Origin of the sequence: Vibrio sp. YT-16 (assembly GCF_033337405.1) — a bacterium.
Classification (GTDB): domain Bacteria; phylum Pseudomonadota; class Gammaproteobacteria; order Enterobacterales; family Vibrionaceae; genus Vibrio; species Vibrio alginolyticus.
Genome location: NZ_JAWOQQ010000002.1, coordinates 166,418 through 184,045, shown reverse-complemented (window position 1 = coordinate 184,045; position 17,628 = coordinate 166,418). Strand labels below are relative to the sequence as shown.

17 protein-coding genes are annotated in these 17,628 nt (G+C 43.3%); 5 read left to right on the top strand and 12 right to left on the bottom strand.

Going from position 1 to position 17,628, the window contains the following annotated elements:
- Positions 1 to 7: 7 nt before the first annotated feature.
- Positions 8 to 748: an SDR family oxidoreductase gene (locus R7F07_RS04270; protein WP_005373555.1), complete on the bottom strand. Its 741-nt coding sequence runs from the start codon at positions 746 to 748 to the stop codon at positions 8 to 10.
- 738 nt (positions 749 to 1,486) lie between these two features.
- Here R7F07_RS04270 and R7F07_RS04265 point away from each other — a divergent pair.
- Both R7F07_RS04265 and R7F07_RS04260 read left to right on the top strand, forming a co-directional pair.
- Complete coding sequence (locus R7F07_RS04265; protein WP_025525188.1) at positions 1,487 to 2,107, top strand: LysE family translocator; 621 nt, start codon at positions 1,487 to 1,489, stop codon at positions 2,105 to 2,107.
- A gap of 16 nt (positions 2,108 to 2,123) precedes the next feature.
- Positions 2,124 to 2,390 (top strand): hypothetical protein, encoded by a 267-nt coding sequence (locus tag R7F07_RS04260; RefSeq protein ID WP_005485023.1) that lies wholly within the window; start codon positions 2,124 to 2,126, stop codon positions 2,388 to 2,390.
- A 61-nt stretch (positions 2,391 to 2,451) separates the two neighbouring features.
- On the opposite strand, the gene secF is transcribed toward R7F07_RS04260, so the two are convergent.
- The 4 genes from secF to R7F07_RS04240 form a co-directional block, all read right to left on the bottom strand.
- Positions 2,452 to 3,354 (bottom strand): protein translocase subunit SecF, encoded by a 903-nt coding sequence (gene secF / locus R7F07_RS04255; protein ID WP_005463489.1) that lies wholly within the window; start codon positions 3,352 to 3,354, stop codon positions 2,452 to 2,454.
- 2 nt (positions 3,355 to 3,356) lie between these two features.
- Positions 3,357 to 5,195, bottom strand: a complete 1,839-nt coding sequence (secD, locus tag R7F07_RS04250) for a protein translocase subunit SecD (protein WP_171342613.1) — start codon at positions 5,193 to 5,195, stop codon at positions 3,357 to 3,359.
- 164 nt (positions 5,196 to 5,359) lie between these two features.
- Positions 5,360 to 5,839, bottom strand: coding sequence for a hypothetical protein (locus tag R7F07_RS04245; protein ID WP_005477272.1), 480 nt, complete (start codon positions 5,837 to 5,839; stop codon positions 5,360 to 5,362).
- Between the two features lie 168 nt (positions 5,840 to 6,007).
- Positions 6,008 to 6,676: an SH3 domain-containing protein gene (locus R7F07_RS04240; protein ID WP_005385650.1), complete on the bottom strand. Its 669-nt coding sequence runs from the start codon at positions 6,674 to 6,676 to the stop codon at positions 6,008 to 6,010.
- Positions 6,677 to 6,779: 103 nt separating this feature from the next.
- On the opposite strand from R7F07_RS04240, the gene R7F07_RS04235 reads away from it, so the two are divergent.
- Positions 6,780 to 7,328 (top strand): hypothetical protein, encoded by a 549-nt coding sequence (locus R7F07_RS04235; protein ID WP_025767930.1) that lies wholly within the window; start codon positions 6,780 to 6,782, stop codon positions 7,326 to 7,328.
- Positions 7,329 to 7,854: 526 nt separating this feature from the next.
- On the opposite strand, the gene R7F07_RS04225 is transcribed toward R7F07_RS04235, so the two are convergent.
- Positions 7,855 to 8,478 (bottom strand): class I SAM-dependent methyltransferase, encoded by a 624-nt coding sequence (locus R7F07_RS04225; protein ID WP_005373579.1) that lies wholly within the window; start codon positions 8,476 to 8,478, stop codon positions 7,855 to 7,857.
- Positions 8,479 to 8,483: 5 nt separating this feature from the next.
- Entirely contained in the window at positions 8,484 to 8,939 is a 456-nt protein-coding gene (locus tag R7F07_RS04220; protein WP_005373581.1) for an Lrp/AsnC family transcriptional regulator, read from the bottom strand.
- Positions 8,940 to 9,087: 148 nt separating this feature from the next.
- Between R7F07_RS04220 and R7F07_RS04215 the strand changes: the two genes are divergently transcribed.
- Positions 9,088 to 10,014, top strand: a complete 927-nt coding sequence (locus tag R7F07_RS04215) for a DMT family transporter (protein ID WP_025767932.1) — start codon at positions 9,088 to 9,090, stop codon at positions 10,012 to 10,014.
- Between the two features lie 94 nt (positions 10,015 to 10,108).
- Positions 10,109 to 10,771, top strand: coding sequence for a flagellar brake protein (locus tag R7F07_RS04210; protein WP_064369362.1), 663 nt, complete (start codon positions 10,109 to 10,111; stop codon positions 10,769 to 10,771).
- 2 nt (positions 10,772 to 10,773) lie between these two features.
- Here the strand turns inward: R7F07_RS04210 and R7F07_RS04205 are convergent, their stop codons facing one another.
- From R7F07_RS04205 to R7F07_RS04185, 5 genes are all read right to left on the bottom strand, one after another.
- Positions 10,774 to 11,811: a DUF2955 domain-containing protein gene (locus R7F07_RS04205; protein ID WP_017635179.1), complete on the bottom strand. Its 1,038-nt coding sequence runs from the start codon at positions 11,809 to 11,811 to the stop codon at positions 10,774 to 10,776.
- Positions 11,812 to 11,823: 12 nt separating this feature from the next.
- Positions 11,824 to 12,882 carry an HlyD family secretion protein gene (locus tag R7F07_RS04200; RefSeq protein WP_005373588.1) on the bottom strand — a complete coding sequence of 353 codons (1,059 nt, stop codon included), beginning with the start codon at positions 12,880 to 12,882 and terminating at the stop codon, positions 11,824 to 11,826.
- 35 nt (positions 12,883 to 12,917) lie between these two features.
- Positions 12,918 to 13,373, bottom strand: a complete 456-nt coding sequence (slyA, locus tag R7F07_RS04195) for a transcriptional regulator SlyA (RefSeq protein WP_005385638.1) — start codon at positions 13,371 to 13,373, stop codon at positions 12,918 to 12,920.
- Positions 13,374 to 13,666: 293 nt separating this feature from the next.
- Positions 13,667 to 16,243, bottom strand: a complete 2,577-nt coding sequence (gene luxQ / locus R7F07_RS04190; RefSeq protein WP_169644399.1) for a quorum-sensing autoinducer 2 sensor kinase/phosphatase LuxQ — start codon at positions 16,241 to 16,243, stop codon at positions 13,667 to 13,669.
- A complete protein-coding gene (locus R7F07_RS04185) occupies positions 16,243 to 17,340 on the bottom strand; it encodes an autoinducer 2-binding periplasmic protein LuxP (RefSeq protein ID WP_104980502.1) in 1,098 nt (365 codons plus the stop codon). The genes luxQ and R7F07_RS04185 overlap by 1 nt, the downstream gene beginning before the upstream one ends.
- Positions 17,341 to 17,628: the final 288 nt, after the last annotated feature.

Below are 17,628 nucleotides of genomic sequence, written 5' to 3'. Positions count from 1 at the left end.
TCTCTCCTTAGTGCATGTATAGGCCGCCGTTCACCGACAAAGTCTCTCCGGTGATGTAGGCGCCCGCATCGCTGACCAAGAAGCTCACTGATGCTGCAATTTCTTCTGGTGTCGCAAGACGTTTCATTGGAATTTGGTTCGTGATGGATTCCAGCACTTCTGGCTTCATTTGCTCAACCATTGGCGTACCCGTGTAACCCGGAGCGATAACATTAACTGTCACACCCGAGCGAGCACCTTCGTATGCTAAGGCTTTAGAGAAACCGATCATCCCAGCTTTCGCCGCCGAGTAGTTTGCTTGACCAAACTGCCCTTTAAGACCATTGACTGAAGAGATATTGATGACACGACCACCGCCTTTTTCGCACATTGCAGCAAAGAGGGGTTGCGTAACGTTGAATAAACTATTGAGGTTAGTATTGATGACATCATTCCAAGCTTGCGCAGTCATCTTTTTAAACACGCCATCACGTGTGATTCCTGCGTTGTTGACAACAACATCAATGGTTCCTTCCTCCCCAAGCAATTGCGCCAATTTCTCTGCACACTCTGTCGTGTTTGTTACATCCAACTCAAAAAGGCGAACCTGATCTTTGGTAAACCCTTTGCTGTTGAACCACTCCAGCGCACATTCGTAGTTACCTGTGAAATAAGTAGCGATTACACGGTAACCGTCATTGACTAATTGAGAGGAAATAGCAGAACCAATTCCGCCTTTTGATCCAGTGATCAAAGCGACTTTCTTCATTGAAGACTCCATTCTTAACGGCATTTAAAAAGCAAACTTAATACACTGATGAAATAGTTCACCAACTGACGTGTTTATTTATTCTTTTGACAACCAATCCCGTGCTGCCTTTATTTTAAGTTAACCTAGAAATATTACATTTCAAATAAAAAACTCACCCAATTGCATAAGATTGATTTAGATCTCATTACACATGAAATGTTATAAAATGGTTAACTCTTCATAACTCATTGTTTTTAATAGTACTTACCTGAAACATTAGCCTACCAATACGGTAAAATAATCATTATATATCATATAATTACATACAGTACAGCAGACGTTACATTATGTCATGATTTAAGATCTGAATTTTAAGTCTAAATGATTATGGCAAAAACAAGATTAGAATAATAATTCAAATATCAGTAAAGACAATTATCAAACATATCATTTAATTACTGCATTTAATGACAATTTAGTTATCAACATGGCTATTTAGAACAATGAAAATAAACAACGAAAAAATATAAAAAATTAAATATATTTAATCGAAGATCGATATAAGAGTTTGTCTCATACTGGTGCAATACGCACTATTATGACGCAGAGATTAAAATATAATTTCATTTTAATTTTAAATATCCGAATAACATCAGCTAACTAACACAAAAAGCAACCGTTCGCTTTGTAGTAGCATCCTCTCCCGCTTTGCACTATCTTTGTGGCTTCTCTTTAATCACTAAGTCATCAACAGATATGAATATTGCATTACTCAGTATGTTCATCCCTACTTTCTTTTTCGTCTCGATTACTCCAGGAATGTGCATGACGTTGGCACTCACATTGGGAATGAGTGTCGGCTATCGCCGGACACTGTGGATGATGATTGGGGAACTCGCCGGAGTCGCTCTGGTTTCCATCTCTGCTGTACTCGGCATCGCCGCAGTTATGCTCAATTATCCGTGGCTGTTTACCTTCCTCAAATTTGGCGGCGGTGCGTACTTGCTCTATTTAGGTATCGAAATGTGGCGATCTCGGGGCAAACTCGCGATCAATTTGGAGAACTCAACTTCACCACCTAAAGGTAACTGGAATTTGGTTCTGCAGGGCTTCGTTACCGCCATCGCGAACCCTAAAGGTTGGGCGTTTATGATCTCACTTTTGCCTCCATTCATCGACCAAAGCAAAGCCTTGGCGCCACAGCTCATGGTTTTAGTCTCGATCATTCTGCTGTTCGAGTTCATCTGTATGTCACTTTACGCGACAGGCGGTAAAGGGCTTAAACGTGTTTTAGGCCAATCAAAAAATGTACGTTTGATGAACCGTTTCGCAGGCACTTTGATGATGGGCGTTGGTGTTTGGCTGTTTGTGAGTTAGAGCGGAACTAAAAGTAATGAAAAACCTCTTTCAAAAGTTCACGCAAGTGATGAGTGAAGTACTAGATTTTCAGGCCCGAGTGTGGGTTGTGAACGTCTATGCAGGAGAGCATAAAGGCGAGTCTTATGTCGTTAATGAAGATGCTTTCTCTGAACCTCTTCAGTGGATGAAGAAAAAAGGCTACCAAGAGTCGATGTTGAATAAAGTCGAAGCAATGAAGCGCTCACAGATCTTAGAGTTCGATTTGGGACGGGTAAAACATCGTCTGATGCGCGTGAAATAAGCACAAAAAAAGCGCCACTCAAAATGAGTGGCGCAAGCACTTTTACCTTAAAAGAACGATGCTATGGCGCAGCGTCGATCTCAACAGGCAGATAATGTTTCGGCTCCAGTTTCAACCACTCTGGCAGCACGGTACCAATCGAAATCGATGACCATGTACCAGACAGAACGCCAATAAACATCGCTGTTGAGAAACCAGCCAAAGGCGCTCCTCCCATAATCCACAATGCTCCAACGGTGATCAGTGTTGTACCAGATGTCACCATGGTGCGTGAAAACGTCGCGATAACAGCTTGGTCATTGATGTCTTCTGTTTTCCAACTCTGCTTCGCAATCAACAGCTCACGGATTCGGTCTGCAATGATGATCGAGTCATTCAATGAGTAACCTAAAATCGCCAGCACAGCAGCAAAAACGGTTAAGTTGAACTCCATTTGAGTAATTGCAAAGAAGCCAAGCACTAAGATCACATCATGAGCCAAAGCAAACAGTGAACCGCTTGCCAAACGCCACTCAAAACGGAAACACAAGTAACCGAGAATACTCAACACACAAATCAACAGTGCTAAGCCACCTTGTTCAAACAAGTCTTGGCCAACTTGAGCACCAACAATACTGTTGCTGACAACATCAACTTGGTGAGAGATTGGCTTAAGTACATCTGCCACGCTTGGTAATGTCTGCCCTTCTTCCGGCGCAGAGTAACGGATCACCCAACGGCCATCTTCACCAGAACGAGTTACTGACGTTGACTCACCAAGTTTTGGTTGCAGTACATCAAGCAGATCATGGTTAGTTAGCTGCTTATCTACCTTTACTTCTGTCACCATACCACCAGTGAAATCCAAGCCGAGGTTCAACCCTTTAAAGCCTAGAGCGACTAACGCGATCACCGTCAAAATGATGGAAACTAGCGTAGTAAAGTAGCGAATTTTACGAATATTTTGTTTTAGCATTTCGACCATGATTAAACCCTCACATCACGACGGGCATCGCGGCCCCAAATTAAATTGATCATTGCTCGAGAGGCAAATACGCCTGTAAACATACTGGTTAACAAACCTAATCCGAGTGTTAAGGCAAAGCCTTGGATTGGGCCATTACCGATGGCGTACAAAATCACGGCGGTGATCATAGTAGTAATGTTGGCATCAAGGATGGTCGAGAACGCGCTGTCAAAGCCTAGATCAATCGCTTGAGCGAAGCTGCGGCCTTCACGCATTTTATCCTTAATACGTTCGAAAATAATAACGTTGGTGTCCACTGCCATACCGACGGTTAACACTAAGCCTGCAATGCCAGGAAGCGTTAACACCGCACCTGGTAGCAAAGCAATTAGGCCAAGCAAACAAAGCATGTTGGCACAAAGCGCCACGTTTGCTACCCAACCTAAGCGGCGGTACCAAAGTGCCATAAAGGTCAGTGTTAAACCCATACCTAAAGCCAGTGCTGCAAAACCGTTTTCAATGTTTTCTGCACCCAGAGAAGCACCGATAGTACGCTCTTCCACAATAGTAACTGGCGCGGTTAGTGAACCCGCGCGAAGCAATAGCGCTAACTGCTGCGCATCGTCCATGCTACCTGCTCCGGTAATACGGAACTGGCTACCAAGTTGAGATTGAATAGTCGCGACGCTGATAACGCGCTCACTACGCTCGGTTACACCGCGATCGTTTGTCTTGTACTCTCGGTAAACGGTCGCCATTGGCTTGCCGATGTGAGTTGCTGAGAAGTCGCTCATTTTCTTACCACCAGCGTGGTCAAGAGAAATATTTACTTCTGACATACCCATTTTGTCGACACCAGCACGAGCGTTTACGATATGCTCACCCGTTAGGACTGGTCGTTTTGCCAAAATCACTGTACGGCCGTCATTGTCTTGAAGAACAAGATCTTGGCTGCTGTGTGCTTGGCTCGCATCTTTCACTTCATAAAACGCCAAGCTTGCTGTTGCACCAATAACGTTTTTCGCTTGAGCAGGATCTTGTACACCAGGGAGTTCAATTCGAATGCTCTCTTTACCTTGGCGTTGCACTAGTGCTTCTGTGATACCAAGTTCTTCAATACGACCACGCATGATCTTCAGGTTTTGTTGAAGAGTCGACGATTGAAATTCTTGGATATTTTGTTCACTCGGTTCAAGCACAAAGCCACGAGATGAACTTTTTGAAATCCAGCCCGGGTAGTTTTGACGCAAGAACTTGTTCACTTCCGACAATGCTTGCTCGCTGTCACTGTTTACCGTAATTCGGTTGCCGCTTTCTGCTCGAACTTGCACACCACGAACACGTTGATCACGCAGGTTCGCTTTGATTTCATCAATCAATGCATCACGTTGTTCTTCAAACGCTTTATTCACATCAACATTCAACAAGAACTGAACGCCACCACGAAGGTCAAGACCGAGCTTAATTGGGCTAAAGCCCATCTCATTCAACCATTCTGGCGCAACCGATACGTATGAGAAAGTGATGCTGTCGTCTTTATTTAGCTCTTTGTTTAACAACGCACGAGCTTTACTTTGCGCATCTTCACCATCGAATACAATGGTTGTTTTGCCGTCTTTTTCGATGATTTTGTCGGCTGAAATATGGTTGGTTTTTAACAGTTGATTCAGATGAACAACCGACATTTCACTGTTGTTTTGCTCCGAAAACGTCAACTGGATAGAAGGCTGTTCGCCAAACCAAGTTGGTATAGCACTTAGGGTTAAAATAATGACCGTCGTGATTAATACTACATATTTCCAAGCTGAGTAGTGATTCATCAGCTTTCTGTTCTTTTGCTGCTTTGGTGTTTTTTTCATGTAAACATCATCCCTTCACGATGAAGTGAAGCTTTTAATAACAAGGCTTAACACACGACAGATGCGCCCAGAATAAATTCAGGGTATGAAATGCTCAGAACGCTCACGTCCTGTCGAATACAATCGTCGTGTTAAGAGTGCACAATGGTGCAAATAGATGGTGTTTAGGCAGAAAACTGACTATTGAGTGCGACGTACATGGCATTGGTCTCTTTCCAACCAGAAATGCGATGATCGCTTGTGAAATGATAAAATGTGGACTGGTTGTGACGCCAGTTAATGTCCATCAAGCTGTATGCGTAACCCGCATCAGCGTAAAACGGAGTAGTGAGATCGCCGACAAAATCTACGTGCTCGTCATCAAGCCCTTCCCGTAAGTAAGACGTCCAGCGCTGAGAGTTAAACAAAGCAACGGAATCGAGACTTGCATGGCCTTCAGATACTGGAGATTGAGAGCTTTCTTCTGAAACTTCAGAAAAATCGACGGAAGAGTTTGGCGATACACTTGCGGCTACAAAAGGTTGTAGCTTAGAAAAGTGCGGTACGTGAGCCTTGTGGTCGATTTGCGCAGCAGATACATGCACTGGTAGCAATACCATTGCAAATAGCAGTAAAATCAATTTTCTAAGGTAAATCCAAGGCATAGGAACTCACTAAAAACACAAAGAGCCAAGTTAGGTCACTTGACTCGTTGATAGTATTCCTATTGATTATGGTTCACAACTAAAAAGTTATAAATCTCTGATTTCAGGTTTGCATCGTTATTGCATTTATCAAAACGTCTTTAGAAAACTAGTGTAATTGGTGGTGAGTTATCGATAAAAAATATCGCCCTTATCAACATCTAAGTAGATCTTGTTCTCTTGCTCCAAACCGCCACAATAGATGAAGTAAACGTTGCGCTTTTTGAACGTCACAGAACGAACCCAGCCTCCGAGCTCCTCAAAATCACTCGGATCACAGGTTTCATCGTCTAACAATTGCTGTGTTTTCTTACGGAAAATATCCAAGTGAACTTTTAAATCATCCGACTTCTGTAGGTATTCATCCAATATCTCTAAGCGCTCTTGCTCTTTAATAACTGGCTCTGCATCAGATAACCCTTCAGCATTCAACCATTCGGCTTTTTCTTCTCCACCCTCTTCATAGACAAGATAGCCGGAGATTCGGTACCACCCATCTACTTTTTCTAACACCGATACTTTTTCTCCCTTATAGAGCGTATCGACAACTAAAGCATTAGGGTTAGGCTTGTTGTAAACATTGACACGACGCTCAATAACGTAGTACTCGGTAACTTCCGGGGGAACGGCTTCTAAATCCAGAATCGGTTTGGATGTTTCTTTTTGCAGTGACGATTGCTCGACTTGTGTAGCCTTTGGTGCTTCAGGTTCATCTTTCTGCATAAAGAAGAAATAGTATCCAGCCCCCGCTCCGCCGAGCAACAGCATGACAATCAATGCGACGAGAATTTTCTTCATGCCCTTTTCCTTTTCATTCTTTATTCTTATCCCACCAGCAGCACGCATGTCGTAGAAATTTGGGTATATACTCAAAAGAGCAGGTCAACTAACGCGAGCAATAATGATCAACAGACTCAATTGGATACTACTATTTCTTCTGTTCCCGATAATGGGGCACGCCAATATTCAATGTAACCCATCGTCGTGGAATGACAATCTTACCCAATTCAATCGTTTAGAGTCCAATTACAATCAGCATGTTGAGGTATTCAATACACTTTTGACCGAACATAAACAGCGTCAGTTATTGTCCGAAACCTTTTCACTGCATGAACTCGTGCTACTTTGGCGTGCCAAGTCGAACCAAAATGTGTTCAAAGCGCAATTAAAAGCATCGATTCAATACAAAGAAGAGCTCACAACTAAAGCGAATCAGCTGCTTAAATTGAGCACACAATCCCAATGGTCAGCTAATGGGTGGGAGATCCTGGCCCAAAAGTGCCGCGAGTCAAACAAAACAGCCAATCAAATAACTGCGGAATGGTATAACACCAACGCTTTGGAACTTGCTGAAGATTACAAGCGCCTCTCTTCACAATATCAAACTCTGTCACAAGTCTATGATAAAGAAGCTCGAGCACTTCAATACGCTCAAGATGTTTCGAAGTAAAAACAGAGCCAGTTTTGAATAGACGATGTTGGTTTTTCACTCCAATATTGGACGTTATTCGTGCTTTTTATCTTTCCTTAGTCGTGAATAATATCAAATGTAAATAATGGGATTGTTCCCTTTGACAAACTTGACTAAACCATGACCAAGACAATCAATTTATAGAGACATACGTCACATTAATGCTTTACTTATGGACATTTTTTGGTTAGTTTAGCCATTAATAAAATTTAATAAAAAGTCACATTTGGCTGGAGATGATGCTACAAACATGGTTATCAATCGATTAAGTAACAGGGAATGTCCTAATGCTACCAAAGCCAAGTTTTTGTCAGTAGTTAGGCACGTAAAAGAGTTCGGTTCAATCAGTGATTTGGATCTTTGTAAAATCTTCGGAGAAACAATATGGAGTGATGGGAGGGAATACCATTCAGCCGCTTTCTCATTCAAGGTTGATAGATACACAGGTAACTGTGAAATCTCACAATACAAAAACCAATAAGGCTTAAGAATTTATAAGGCGGAGTCAGGAAACGGACTCCGCTTTTTTGATCATGGCAATCGTAAAGTCGTGCTCGGAGTACCCCTCAATCAATCGTGTATTCGGACACAGCAACCGACAATAGCGAAAGACACCTTCTTTATTGTGCGACGCTAACATTTTCATGCTGGGTAGTTTGGATTCATCCAACAAGTTAAACACACAACCTTTCTCTGTCGCTCGGTACATTTTATCAATCATTTCAATGGTATGATTTGGGTTGGTGGATTGATAGTTCAATGATCCGGAAGCAAAAACAAAGTCGCAACGAGGCAATACCAACGTTGAAAAGTCGCCACATATAAACTTACTTTGCGTACGAAAATCTCGTTTTCTGGCTTCAGAGATAAACTGTTTTTGCTGATCAATGCCAATATAGCTTTGAGGAAGCCCCCCCGTAAGTTCGATAAACGCTAACAAGTCTCCGTAGCCGCACCCAATATCTAAAATACTTGAACCGTCTAACGTTAACCCTCGGCACAACGCCTCAAAACGGCTGATCTGACTATACTTATCTGCCCATCCCAGAGTTCGGGCTCTGTCTTTACCAAACTGTCTATATCGCTTTCGATGATAGTGGGCAATCTTAAGTCTATCGAAAAATTTCATCTTTCTTATGCATAAATCGGCAAACTGCCATTTCCTTTCACTTGTCTAATCGCCAGGTGGGTATGAATATCTTTCACATTTTCTAATCGCTGTAACTTTCTAGTAAATGTTTCATAACCAGCGAGATCTTTACTGACCACCTCTAACAGGTAATCATAGGCCCCTGATACGACATGGCATGAGATCACTTCATCCATCTCAACAACGGCATGTTCAAACTCATCAATCGAAGAAGCTTGGTGGTTATTTAAACTCACTTCAACAAATACAGTCATCGCGATGCCTACAGTGTCTCTGGACACAATAGCTCGATAACCACTAATTACACCTTCCTGCTCCAAACGCTTAATGCGCCTTGCACAAGGTGATGCCGATAGCCCTACTTGGTCAGCAAGTTCTGCAGTTGTCAGAGTGGCATCCTTCTGCATTAGGTTGATAAGTTGCCTGTCAATTTTATCCATTCATCCTTCCGTGCCTTTAATCACTAATAATTAACATTTATACGCAATTTATCACCAACATCAAGCCTAATTACGTCAAACTTTGCCTCCCTTTGGCAAGAGTTTTATTCAACAATTAACACATCATTTACAAATGGACATGTCGATAATGATCTTGGGATACGCAGCTATATTAACGACCTTACTGCTTTGGTCTGGTTTCTTTATTTCTTTAAAAGGGGGCGCAATTTCTGCCTTGCAGCCAGCCGATATCGCGTTAGTTCGCTTTCTAATCCCAAGTATAATTTTATTACCATTTGTGATTAAGCATAAACAGTCGCTGCGCGTGGTGCCTAAACGCTACCTGGTTGGTGTTGTGGTTGGAAGCGGCCTTCCCTATCTTCTGGTCGTCGGAACGGCTATGCATTTCGCTCCCGTGGCGCACGGCAGTGCATTAGTACCTGGCACTTTGCCATTGTTTGTTTCTGCTATCGCGGTACTTTGTTATCAACAGTCGCTGAGTGCTCACCGCTTAATCGGGCTTTCTACGGTGTTGTTAGGGATTTTCGTATTCCTTCTTTCTAATAGCGGCGCAGAGTACAACTGGTCTCAATTACAAGGGCATATCCTGTTTCTAACTGGCAGCATCATGTGGGCTGCTTTCACCATCAGCGCTCGTGTCGCCAATCTTAATGCACACGTCTGTGCAGGATTCGTTGCAATCGCGTCTTTGGCTCTGCTCATCATCGCCGTTGGTTTCGGGTGGGTAGACAGTTATTTGGTGGTAACACCGTTCAGCCAGTGGCCATGGGAGGAGTTATTTGGCCACGCGATGCTACAAGGTGTTGGCGCAGGTTTAATCGCTTCTTTCACTTTCATTTATGCAATTAGGATCATCGGTGCCGAAGCCAGCGCAGCTTTTGGTTCATTAACTCCAGTCGTCGCGACACTTCTTGCCGTTCCAATTTTTGGTGAACAACCAGATTCTCTCACTTGGTTAGCGCTGATGTTGGTCACATGCGGCAGTATTGTGGCAAGCCAAATCTTTATGAAAGATGGAATGAACCAAACTTATCGCCCACCACTTCACAGATAGCGATGATTTTACAAAAACTTATGCCTTACTATCTTGAATAACAAAATGGCGTTTTGATAGCCTCAGCTTAACTAAAAATTAAAACGCCAATGTGATGCCAGCCACTCATACTAAAGATGAACTGCATAGGTTTCTCAAACCGGGAATGAAACTTTCTACTAATTTCGAATTTGGGCCTAAGGATCAATATACGTATTCCACCACCTATCTTGGGATGAAAGAAAATGCTTATTTGATTCTTGATATACCAATGCGTTTGCTTGAAGAGCAAGTGATGAGGAAACTCCCCAACGCCGATGTCATCGTGCGTGGAGTATCAGATACGGAGTTAGGCCATGTCATTGCGTTTAAGTCCAGCGTGCTGACGACGACCGTTCGACCATCCCCCCTTTTGTTTATCCGCATTCCAGGAACATTTGCAACCAAACCAGTTCGGGAACATGAGCGTTACAAGTTGCAAATGGACTGTAACGTTATTCATGCAGGGAATGTCTACGACGGTAGCCTTATCGATTTTTCTCTAGCAGGTGTTGGTATATCAACCTTGATTGAGCCCGAATTCAACGTGGGTGAGAGTGTTACCATCGAATGCCCGTTAAGCCACTATATCGGAGAAGAAAATCGATGTGTCATTGCCAACATTAAGAAATTGGTGAAGGGATGGGTAGTTGGAATTAAGTTTGCCAGTCCCATTGCGATGACTCACGAACTAAAAACAGAGTTACTGGAGCAATCCTTTCTAACCAGTAACGTCTGAACTTACTGCTCGCTAAAGCGCGTCGCCTCAAAGCTGTTGAGTATTCTGTGAACCGTATAGGTCACAAGCAGCGTCGCAACAATAGCAAACAAAATACTGCTCACGCGATACAGCGCACTGAACATTAAGTCACCATCCGGAGTAAGATATTGGCCGAACAAAATGCCTAATGTGGTTAAGCCACCAAATCCGGCTCCCGAACCGCTAGACTCTTTCACGTGCATATAGCTGAACATCATAGCCCCAATCCAAAGCAATGGGACGATAAACAATAAGGTATCCGACCAATCGTATAATACAAGTTGTCCGACGATACCAAAGGTCACCCCCATCAAGGTCCCCATTGCTCTTTTTCGCGCATACCCTAAAGCACCGTTCCAATGCATAGGAAACAATAAAAGCAAGGTTGTCGCCTGAGCAGACATAGAGTCACTGAGGTCAAATAGCTGGAATACAAGGAAAGACATTGTAGCGATACTCGCCCCCATAAGGGCTTCATGACGCATGCGATGACTCTGTTTAGGCTGCGACGGTTTCGCTGGTGGCTGACGAGGTTCCGCATCGGGAATCAAAAATGTCACCACATAAGCAACGATCACTGAAATAACATTCGCTTGCAGATTGCTAAATATTAGGTCATTTAAGTCAGTGGTTGGATAACTCGCAAAATGCAGCATGATGCTTAAGCTCAGTACGCTGTTCGCTCCAAATAAGAATAAGCTCCCTTTTGACATACAGGCGAATTTATACAGAAACAACCCGAATGCAATGATTGTCATCATGCCAGGGTGCCCACCAAATAACCCACCAAGAACACCAACTTCTAATCCACACACAACCGCTGAAAAAATCAGTTGTCGTGCGGCATGTAGACTCATGACTGGCACCATTCCAAGTAACAGCATCGGGGTTACAGTAAAGAATACGCCATAGTTCCAACCAAATACTTTACATAAAGTGAAACCAATGGTCGCACCAGTTGCAATGCGCAAACACTGACGGAAGTCGTTTTCCGACATGGGGTGGTCCCATAACTTCATATCGCCTCCTCGTTAATAAATATAATGAAGAAGACTCAAGAATTGGATCTGGCACCTCGCTAACCAGCCAGATAATGCGTTTTCTGGCAACAACTGCACGGTTGCTCGTGCCCCTGCTGGAAATGCGCGCTGCTGAGGTTCATCGATAGCTAAATGTAAACGTAAGCGCTGCGCGTCTCTCACCCAACGGTTTGAGTCAGTTGGTGTTGCTAAGCGACCATCCGCATCGAATTGACCCGAGCTGACCCCGGCATCCACACTCGTAATACGAGCTTCAAATACATCACCAGGCAAGCTATCAAAAGCCACTAACGCACGGCTGTTCTGATTAAAGTGTCGTAAACTCTTTTCACGAAAGTCGGCAATGATATCCACGTCATCGGAGACTAAAGCGACAAGAGGTGTACCAGCTGCCGCATAGGCCCCCGTCTCCAGCTGCAAGTTAGCGACAACGCCATCATGTTCCGCCGAGACTTGAGTGTAAGACAGATTAAGTTCCGCTTGTTTTAGCTGGTTTTGCGCTACGCGGATATTCACATTCGTCGCGCCTAAATCACCGCGGTTTACTTCCAACTCTTTTAAACGAGCACGTGCGGCCAGTAAGTTCGCTTTCGCTGCCGTTGCACTGCTCTGTGCGTCATCGCGCTGCTGTTGCGAAGTACCATTACGGTGAAACAGAGTATTAAGACGTTTTGCTTCGCGAACTTTTTGTTCCGCCACGATTTTGCTCGCTTCAACGTCTGCTTTTGCCGCAGCAATAGAAGCATCAAGTTGTTCGTTGTTTTGAATCACACGCTCGAGGTTAAGTTGAGCCTTTTCTACGGCGAGCTGATAAGGCTGGGGATCAATCTGAAATAGTAGATCGCCTTGGCTTATTTCTTGGTTGTTGGCAACATAAAGATGTGTAATCTGCCCACTCACACGGGGGGCCACTTTAGTTACCACACGCGTTGCCATTGCCTGAGGCGTCAACGGCATGGCGAGATCTGCAACTAGAAAATAGGCAAAGACAAGGACAAACGCGACGCAAGAATATTTGATCCAACGTGCGAATTTTTGATCTGGAGTCATAGGCGTTTACTTCTCTTTTTATTCGGTTTTCTGACTTATTCGCTAAGTGAATCAAGCGCATTGTGAGCAATCTGATCAAGAATCAATGAAAGCTGCTGAAGTTCCTGGTCGTTGATGTCCGTTAGGAGCTTGCTTCGAACTTGAAGAATTCGAGCCTCCATTTGCTTTAGTAGGGTTTTCCCCTCTACTGTGAGGCTAACAATGCGTGCTCGCTTATCATGTTCACAGCAATGGCGAGTGATCAGAGATTGCTCTTCTAATAATTTTAATGTTCGCATCAACGACGCTAACTCGATCTCAAGCGCTTCAGCCAAATGCTTCTGACTGATGTTGTCACCCATTCGATAAAGCTTCCATAACGCAGTCCAACGCGGATACGTTAGGTTTAAAGGCTCTAACTCGCGATCTGCAACCATTTTCCACAAACGAGCAACACGAGATAACTTTTCAGCCAGAGAAAGGTCTCGCAAACTGTTGATGTCTTGAATCATAAGATCTACTCAATTACTTAGCGTGCTAAGTAATATAAAATAGTTAGCACGCTAAGTAAATATCTTTTTGTGATTGAAATCACGCTAGGTGTGTCAGTGAAGGGGGGAATCTAAGTAATACAACACTATGTTTGAATTTGAAATGCAGCGATGTACACAACAAACGTCGAGACCAATAAAGTCTGATTTGTATAAGAGTAAAAGGGGCAGATACAAAAAAGCACAACCCACAGTCATGGTGTTGTGCTTTTCAGATAATGAATAATTGGGTTATCCCGTAGTGAGCCAATTCCTTATGTTCGCTCAACTAAGAACCGCTGTTTAAAATCCACAAATGCTTCATGGAGCGCATTTTCTTTAATCGGCTTGAGAAGCACGTAATTCGCACCCGATTCCATAAAGGCGTCACTGGTTTCTTTCGCGGTGTCAGCAGTACACGCATAAATTGGCGTGCCTAGTTTTAGCTTTTGTCGGATCTCTTTGGTCGTTTCAATTCCACCAAGATGCGGAAGTTGGTTGTCCATCAGTATCAAATCGTAAGTATGATCTTTTAAGAATTCCATTGCTTCTAACCCATCTTTCGCCCAATCAACCTGCATTTTGTACTTGTTACAAAACGCTTTTAGAATGAATGCGTTAGTATGGTTATCCTCTACCAACAACACTTTGAGACTCTCTGCAAATAGTTCACCTGGCTTAACTCGCAAACTCGAATCAAGAGGGGTGAGTACTCGCTCACGATCTTTCACTGGCATTGTAATGACAAAAGTCGTTCCTAAGCCTTTCTGACTGCGGACTTGAACATCACCTTCCAGCATGTCGACAAGGCTCTTCACAATGGTCAGCCCTAAGCCACTGCCACCGTATTCTCGAGTCGTTGTTGCTTCTTCTTGAACAAAAGGTTCGAACATTTGGTCGAGTTTGTCAGACTCGATGCCGATACCTGTATCCGTAATTTCCACGACCAGCACGCTATTGTCAGCGCCATAGAACTGCTCAAGTTCAGCATGCAAGCGCACGCTACCCGAGGGCGTAAACTTTACTGAGTTACTGACTAGGTTGAATAAAATTTGGTTCAGACGAACTTGGTCAGTAAAGATTTCAACATTGGGATCTATTTTGTTTTCAATGACAAGGTTGACACCTTTACTTTCACAAATAGGACGATAAATGTTTTCTAACGTTCGAATTGTATCAGTGAAAGAAAACGGGTGCTTTTGGATATTAAACTTACCCTGCTCAATCTTCGAAAAGTCCAAAATATCATTCAAAACAGCAAGTAAGTGCTCACCACTATGTCGAAGTACGTCAATTTGGTTATTCTGCTCTTCTGTTTCCACAGAGTCTTTTAGCAATTGAGCAACCCCTAAAATTCCATTGATTGGCGTTCGGATCTCATGGCTCATTTTAGCCAGAAAGTCGGCACGGGCTTGAGCAGATTTTTCTGCTTCTTTGCGCGCCAAGTTACTCTGTTTTTCCGCCTCAATAAGCGTGGTTATATCCTGACCTTGAACAATAATACCGCTAATATCTCCATCAACTCGAATCGGCGATAAGTTCCAGCGATATACTTTGTCTCCAATTGGCACATTAACGCCTGTCAACGTAGCTCCCTGAGCCGCCATGCGAAGGTGTGGCATCAACTTTTCTTTGAAACCTTTGAACACTGGGTGCATGGTTTCAATATCGTTTTCCATGACTAACTCTTTGCGTGCTGCCGGATTGATTTGGACAAGTACACCCGATTCAGACCACACCATAATAGGTGATAACGCAAAGTTAAACAGGTCTCGGAAAGAGCGCTTTTGTGCTTCAAGCTCTTCAAAAGTGTTTTCTAGTGTCGAACCAATATGATCGAATTCCTCAATATCTGACCCCTCAAAACGCTCAAATCCTTTTTCTTCACGAGCCGAGCGGGTATATGCCATCAGAGATCCTAACTCTTCAACTACTCGATTCTCGATCCATTCTTTAGTCATCAGCGCAATCATGACCATACCGATAACTGAGGCTAGCATTGCTAGCAGGTGTTGGATTTGCAATGTCACCACGCTCTGATTGTCTTGCACAGTAAGCAAGCACAAGTCAGTCTCGGCGGCATTTACCTCAATAGGGGTTTTGATGATCAATAATTGGTCAAGCTTGTGCTGGGACTCTCGTCGTTTGAGTACGTCAAATATTTGATAAGCCTCATCTCCTACTAATGAGCTTGCCAATGGTGTGTTGTTAGCGACCAACACAACATTGTCGACGTTGCCTTCATTTTTTAGCCTTTCCATCAACCCAAAGTTATTATCTAAAACAACAACATTGTAAGAGTACCCCATCACTTCACCGGTTTTAGGTTGTAAAACGGGTACGCGACGAAGTAACAGATGGCGAGTTCCCATCGGGGTCTGTGAGGGTAGATAATACCAGTTGTTGCTAAAGGTCACCTGACTGGCAAGTCGGCTAAGTATCAGATTGTTGATGCCATAGAAATGCGCGTTGCCATCGTCCCAAATAATACCTTGATGATCGGTTAGGAAACGAAACTCTGGTGTATGGGAAGGATCACTCTGGTCAATACTCATGAAAAAGTAATTGAGTGCCTCTTCATCACGTTCTGTATAAAAATCCAATACAACATCACTTTTCGAATTGCTGTTGTGATGAATCTGAATCGCTGCAAAATGGCTATCAAAAATGTTCAGGATCAGGGCTGAGGTCTGCTGCTTGGTTCGGTCGACTTCCTGCCAAATAATCTGCTTCGAGAAGTAATAACTCTGAACAAAGATGCCTAGAATGATCGGAGCAAGTACGAGAATAATTATTTTGGTAATAAGCGTCGACAGTGAGCGACGCTTTCTTGTTTTTGATGTAGTTGTCATCAATTATCTGAGTATCTAAATGCACGTTTTCTTAATGCTTCAATTCTTTCTGGAGAGTCCGATTTGGTAACGACTTCAAAATCACCAGAGTAAACGGTGGGAACTGGCTTTCCTTCTAAATCCCACTTAATGGCCTCAGCCATTGCAATACCTGTATCATCGTTCATACGCATAACAGTAACGTCTAACTCCCCTTTAGAAAGCGCCTCTAACTCTGCTGAACCGCCGCCCCAACCATTGATCATTACATCGTCACGACCTAACTCTTTAAGAGCGTCAACAGCACCTAATGCTACATCGGTAGAACACGCGTAAATGAAATCAACGTCCGGATACTTCTCCAAACTGGCTTTTGCAGCTTCATACCCAGATTGCTTTGTTGCTTTGGTGTAGTAAGCAGATTGTAGTTCAAACTGGTTATCGCGGTTCACTTGGTTGATAAAAGTGTTGCCTCTGATGTCACTAATGTAGCCCTCCGAGAAATAGAGAACACTATAGTGGCTATGTTTAGGGAAACGCTTGCCAAACTCAACGGCCAATTCACGACTTCCTTCTGCGTGGTCGAAACCAACATAAAGAAACGGCTGATGATGTTCCCAATCCCTAACAGGTGTGGTGATATTTTGTAAAATTAACTTGGTTTTCTTTGAATCTAAGACATGCTCAACAAACTTACGATGTCTTGTGGTATCTAGAGTAAAGATCAAGTAATCGGAGTTGCTTTTCAGCGCCTCCATTAAAGACAAACTTTGCTGCTTTATATCTGCATTAGGACGAGTAAACACTTGATTTAGTTGATAGTCGATATCAAGCTTATCTAGGCGTTTTTCAAACGCATCGATGTTTCGAATCCAATAATCAGAGATCTGCTGCCCTGGATAAACAACAGAAATTTTCAGTGGACGCTTTTTGTCTTTTGCTACGGGTACAGGGGTTTCTCTTACCACTTCAGCCAACGCACTAGTTAGCTGCTTCTGTTGTGGAAACTGGTCTAAAAATTCTTGATATGCCCAATACCCATTAAGAACTTGGGTGGCCTGCACATTCGGCGTAAAAGCGGCCATTGAAATCAGGGAGAATACTAACGCTTTTTTCATCTACTGCTCTTTTAGCTTTTTTATGAGCCTAATTCAGCTCTATTCATTACCTAGCCGAGTCATCCTATACTCTTGTAATCTACCTTCCTCTTAGTGTCTGTTTCAATAGTAAATTGGTTCTTGGTCTGAGTGGATGCAAATAAAGTACATTGAGTCGCTTCCTTTGTCTCGATGACGTAGAGACATTTCGCGCTTTTCATATTCAGGACCTTTAAACAGAACACCAGCCCATTATGCGTCAGTTTATTCCTACATGGTACTCCAAAAACAAAAAGAAACCGCCAATGT

Bases quoted from the DNA above. Each gene is read 5' to 3' on its own strand.
- R7F07_RS04270 (WP_005373555.1), bottom strand. From the start codon at position 748: ATGAAGAAAGTCGCTTTGATCACTGGATCAAAAGGCGGAATTGGTTCT.
- R7F07_RS04265 (WP_025525188.1), top strand. From the start codon at position 1,487: ATGAATATTGCATTACTCAGTATGTTCATCCCTACTTTCTTTTTCGTC.
- R7F07_RS04260 (WP_005485023.1), top strand. From the start codon at position 2,124: ATGAAAAACCTCTTTCAAAAGTTCACGCAAGTGATGAGTGAAGTACTA.
- secF (WP_005463489.1), bottom strand. From the start codon at position 3,354: ATGGTCGAAATGCTAAAACAAAATATTCGTAAAATTCGCTACTTTACT.
- secD (WP_171342613.1), bottom strand. From the start codon at position 5,195: ATGAAAAAAACACCAAAGCAGCAAAAGAACAGAAAGCTGATGAATCAC.
- R7F07_RS04245 (WP_005477272.1), bottom strand. From the start codon at position 5,839: ATGCCTTGGATTTACCTTAGAAAATTGATTTTACTGCTATTTGCAATG.
- R7F07_RS04240 (WP_005385650.1), bottom strand. From the start codon at position 6,676: ATGAAGAAAATTCTCGTCGCATTGATTGTCATGCTGTTGCTCGGCGGA.
- R7F07_RS04235 (WP_025767930.1), top strand. From the start codon at position 6,780: ATGATCAACAGACTCAATTGGATACTACTATTTCTTCTGTTCCCGATA.
- R7F07_RS04225 (WP_005373579.1), bottom strand. From the start codon at position 8,478: ATGAAATTTTTCGATAGACTTAAGATTGCCCACTATCATCGAAAGCGA.
- R7F07_RS04220 (WP_005373581.1), bottom strand. From the start codon at position 8,939: ATGGATAAAATTGACAGGCAACTTATCAACCTAATGCAGAAGGATGCC.
- R7F07_RS04215 (WP_025767932.1), top strand. From the start codon at position 9,088: ATGATCTTGGGATACGCAGCTATATTAACGACCTTACTGCTTTGGTCT.
- R7F07_RS04210 (WP_064369362.1), top strand. From the start codon at position 10,109: ATGCCAGCCACTCATACTAAAGATGAACTGCATAGGTTTCTCAAACCG.
- R7F07_RS04205 (WP_017635179.1), bottom strand. From the start codon at position 11,811: ATGAAGTTATGGGACCACCCCATGTCGGAAAACGACTTCCGTCAGTGT.
- R7F07_RS04200 (WP_005373588.1), bottom strand. From the start codon at position 12,882: ATGACTCCAGATCAAAAATTCGCACGTTGGATCAAATATTCTTGCGTC.
- slyA (WP_005385638.1), bottom strand. From the start codon at position 13,373: ATGATTCAAGACATCAACAGTTTGCGAGACCTTTCTCTGGCTGAAAAG.
- luxQ (WP_169644399.1), bottom strand. From the start codon at position 16,243: ATGACAACTACATCAAAAACAAGAAAGCGTCGCTCACTGTCGACGCTT.
- R7F07_RS04185 (WP_104980502.1), bottom strand. From the start codon at position 17,340: ATGAAAAAAGCGTTAGTATTCTCCCTGATTTCAATGGCCGCTTTTACG.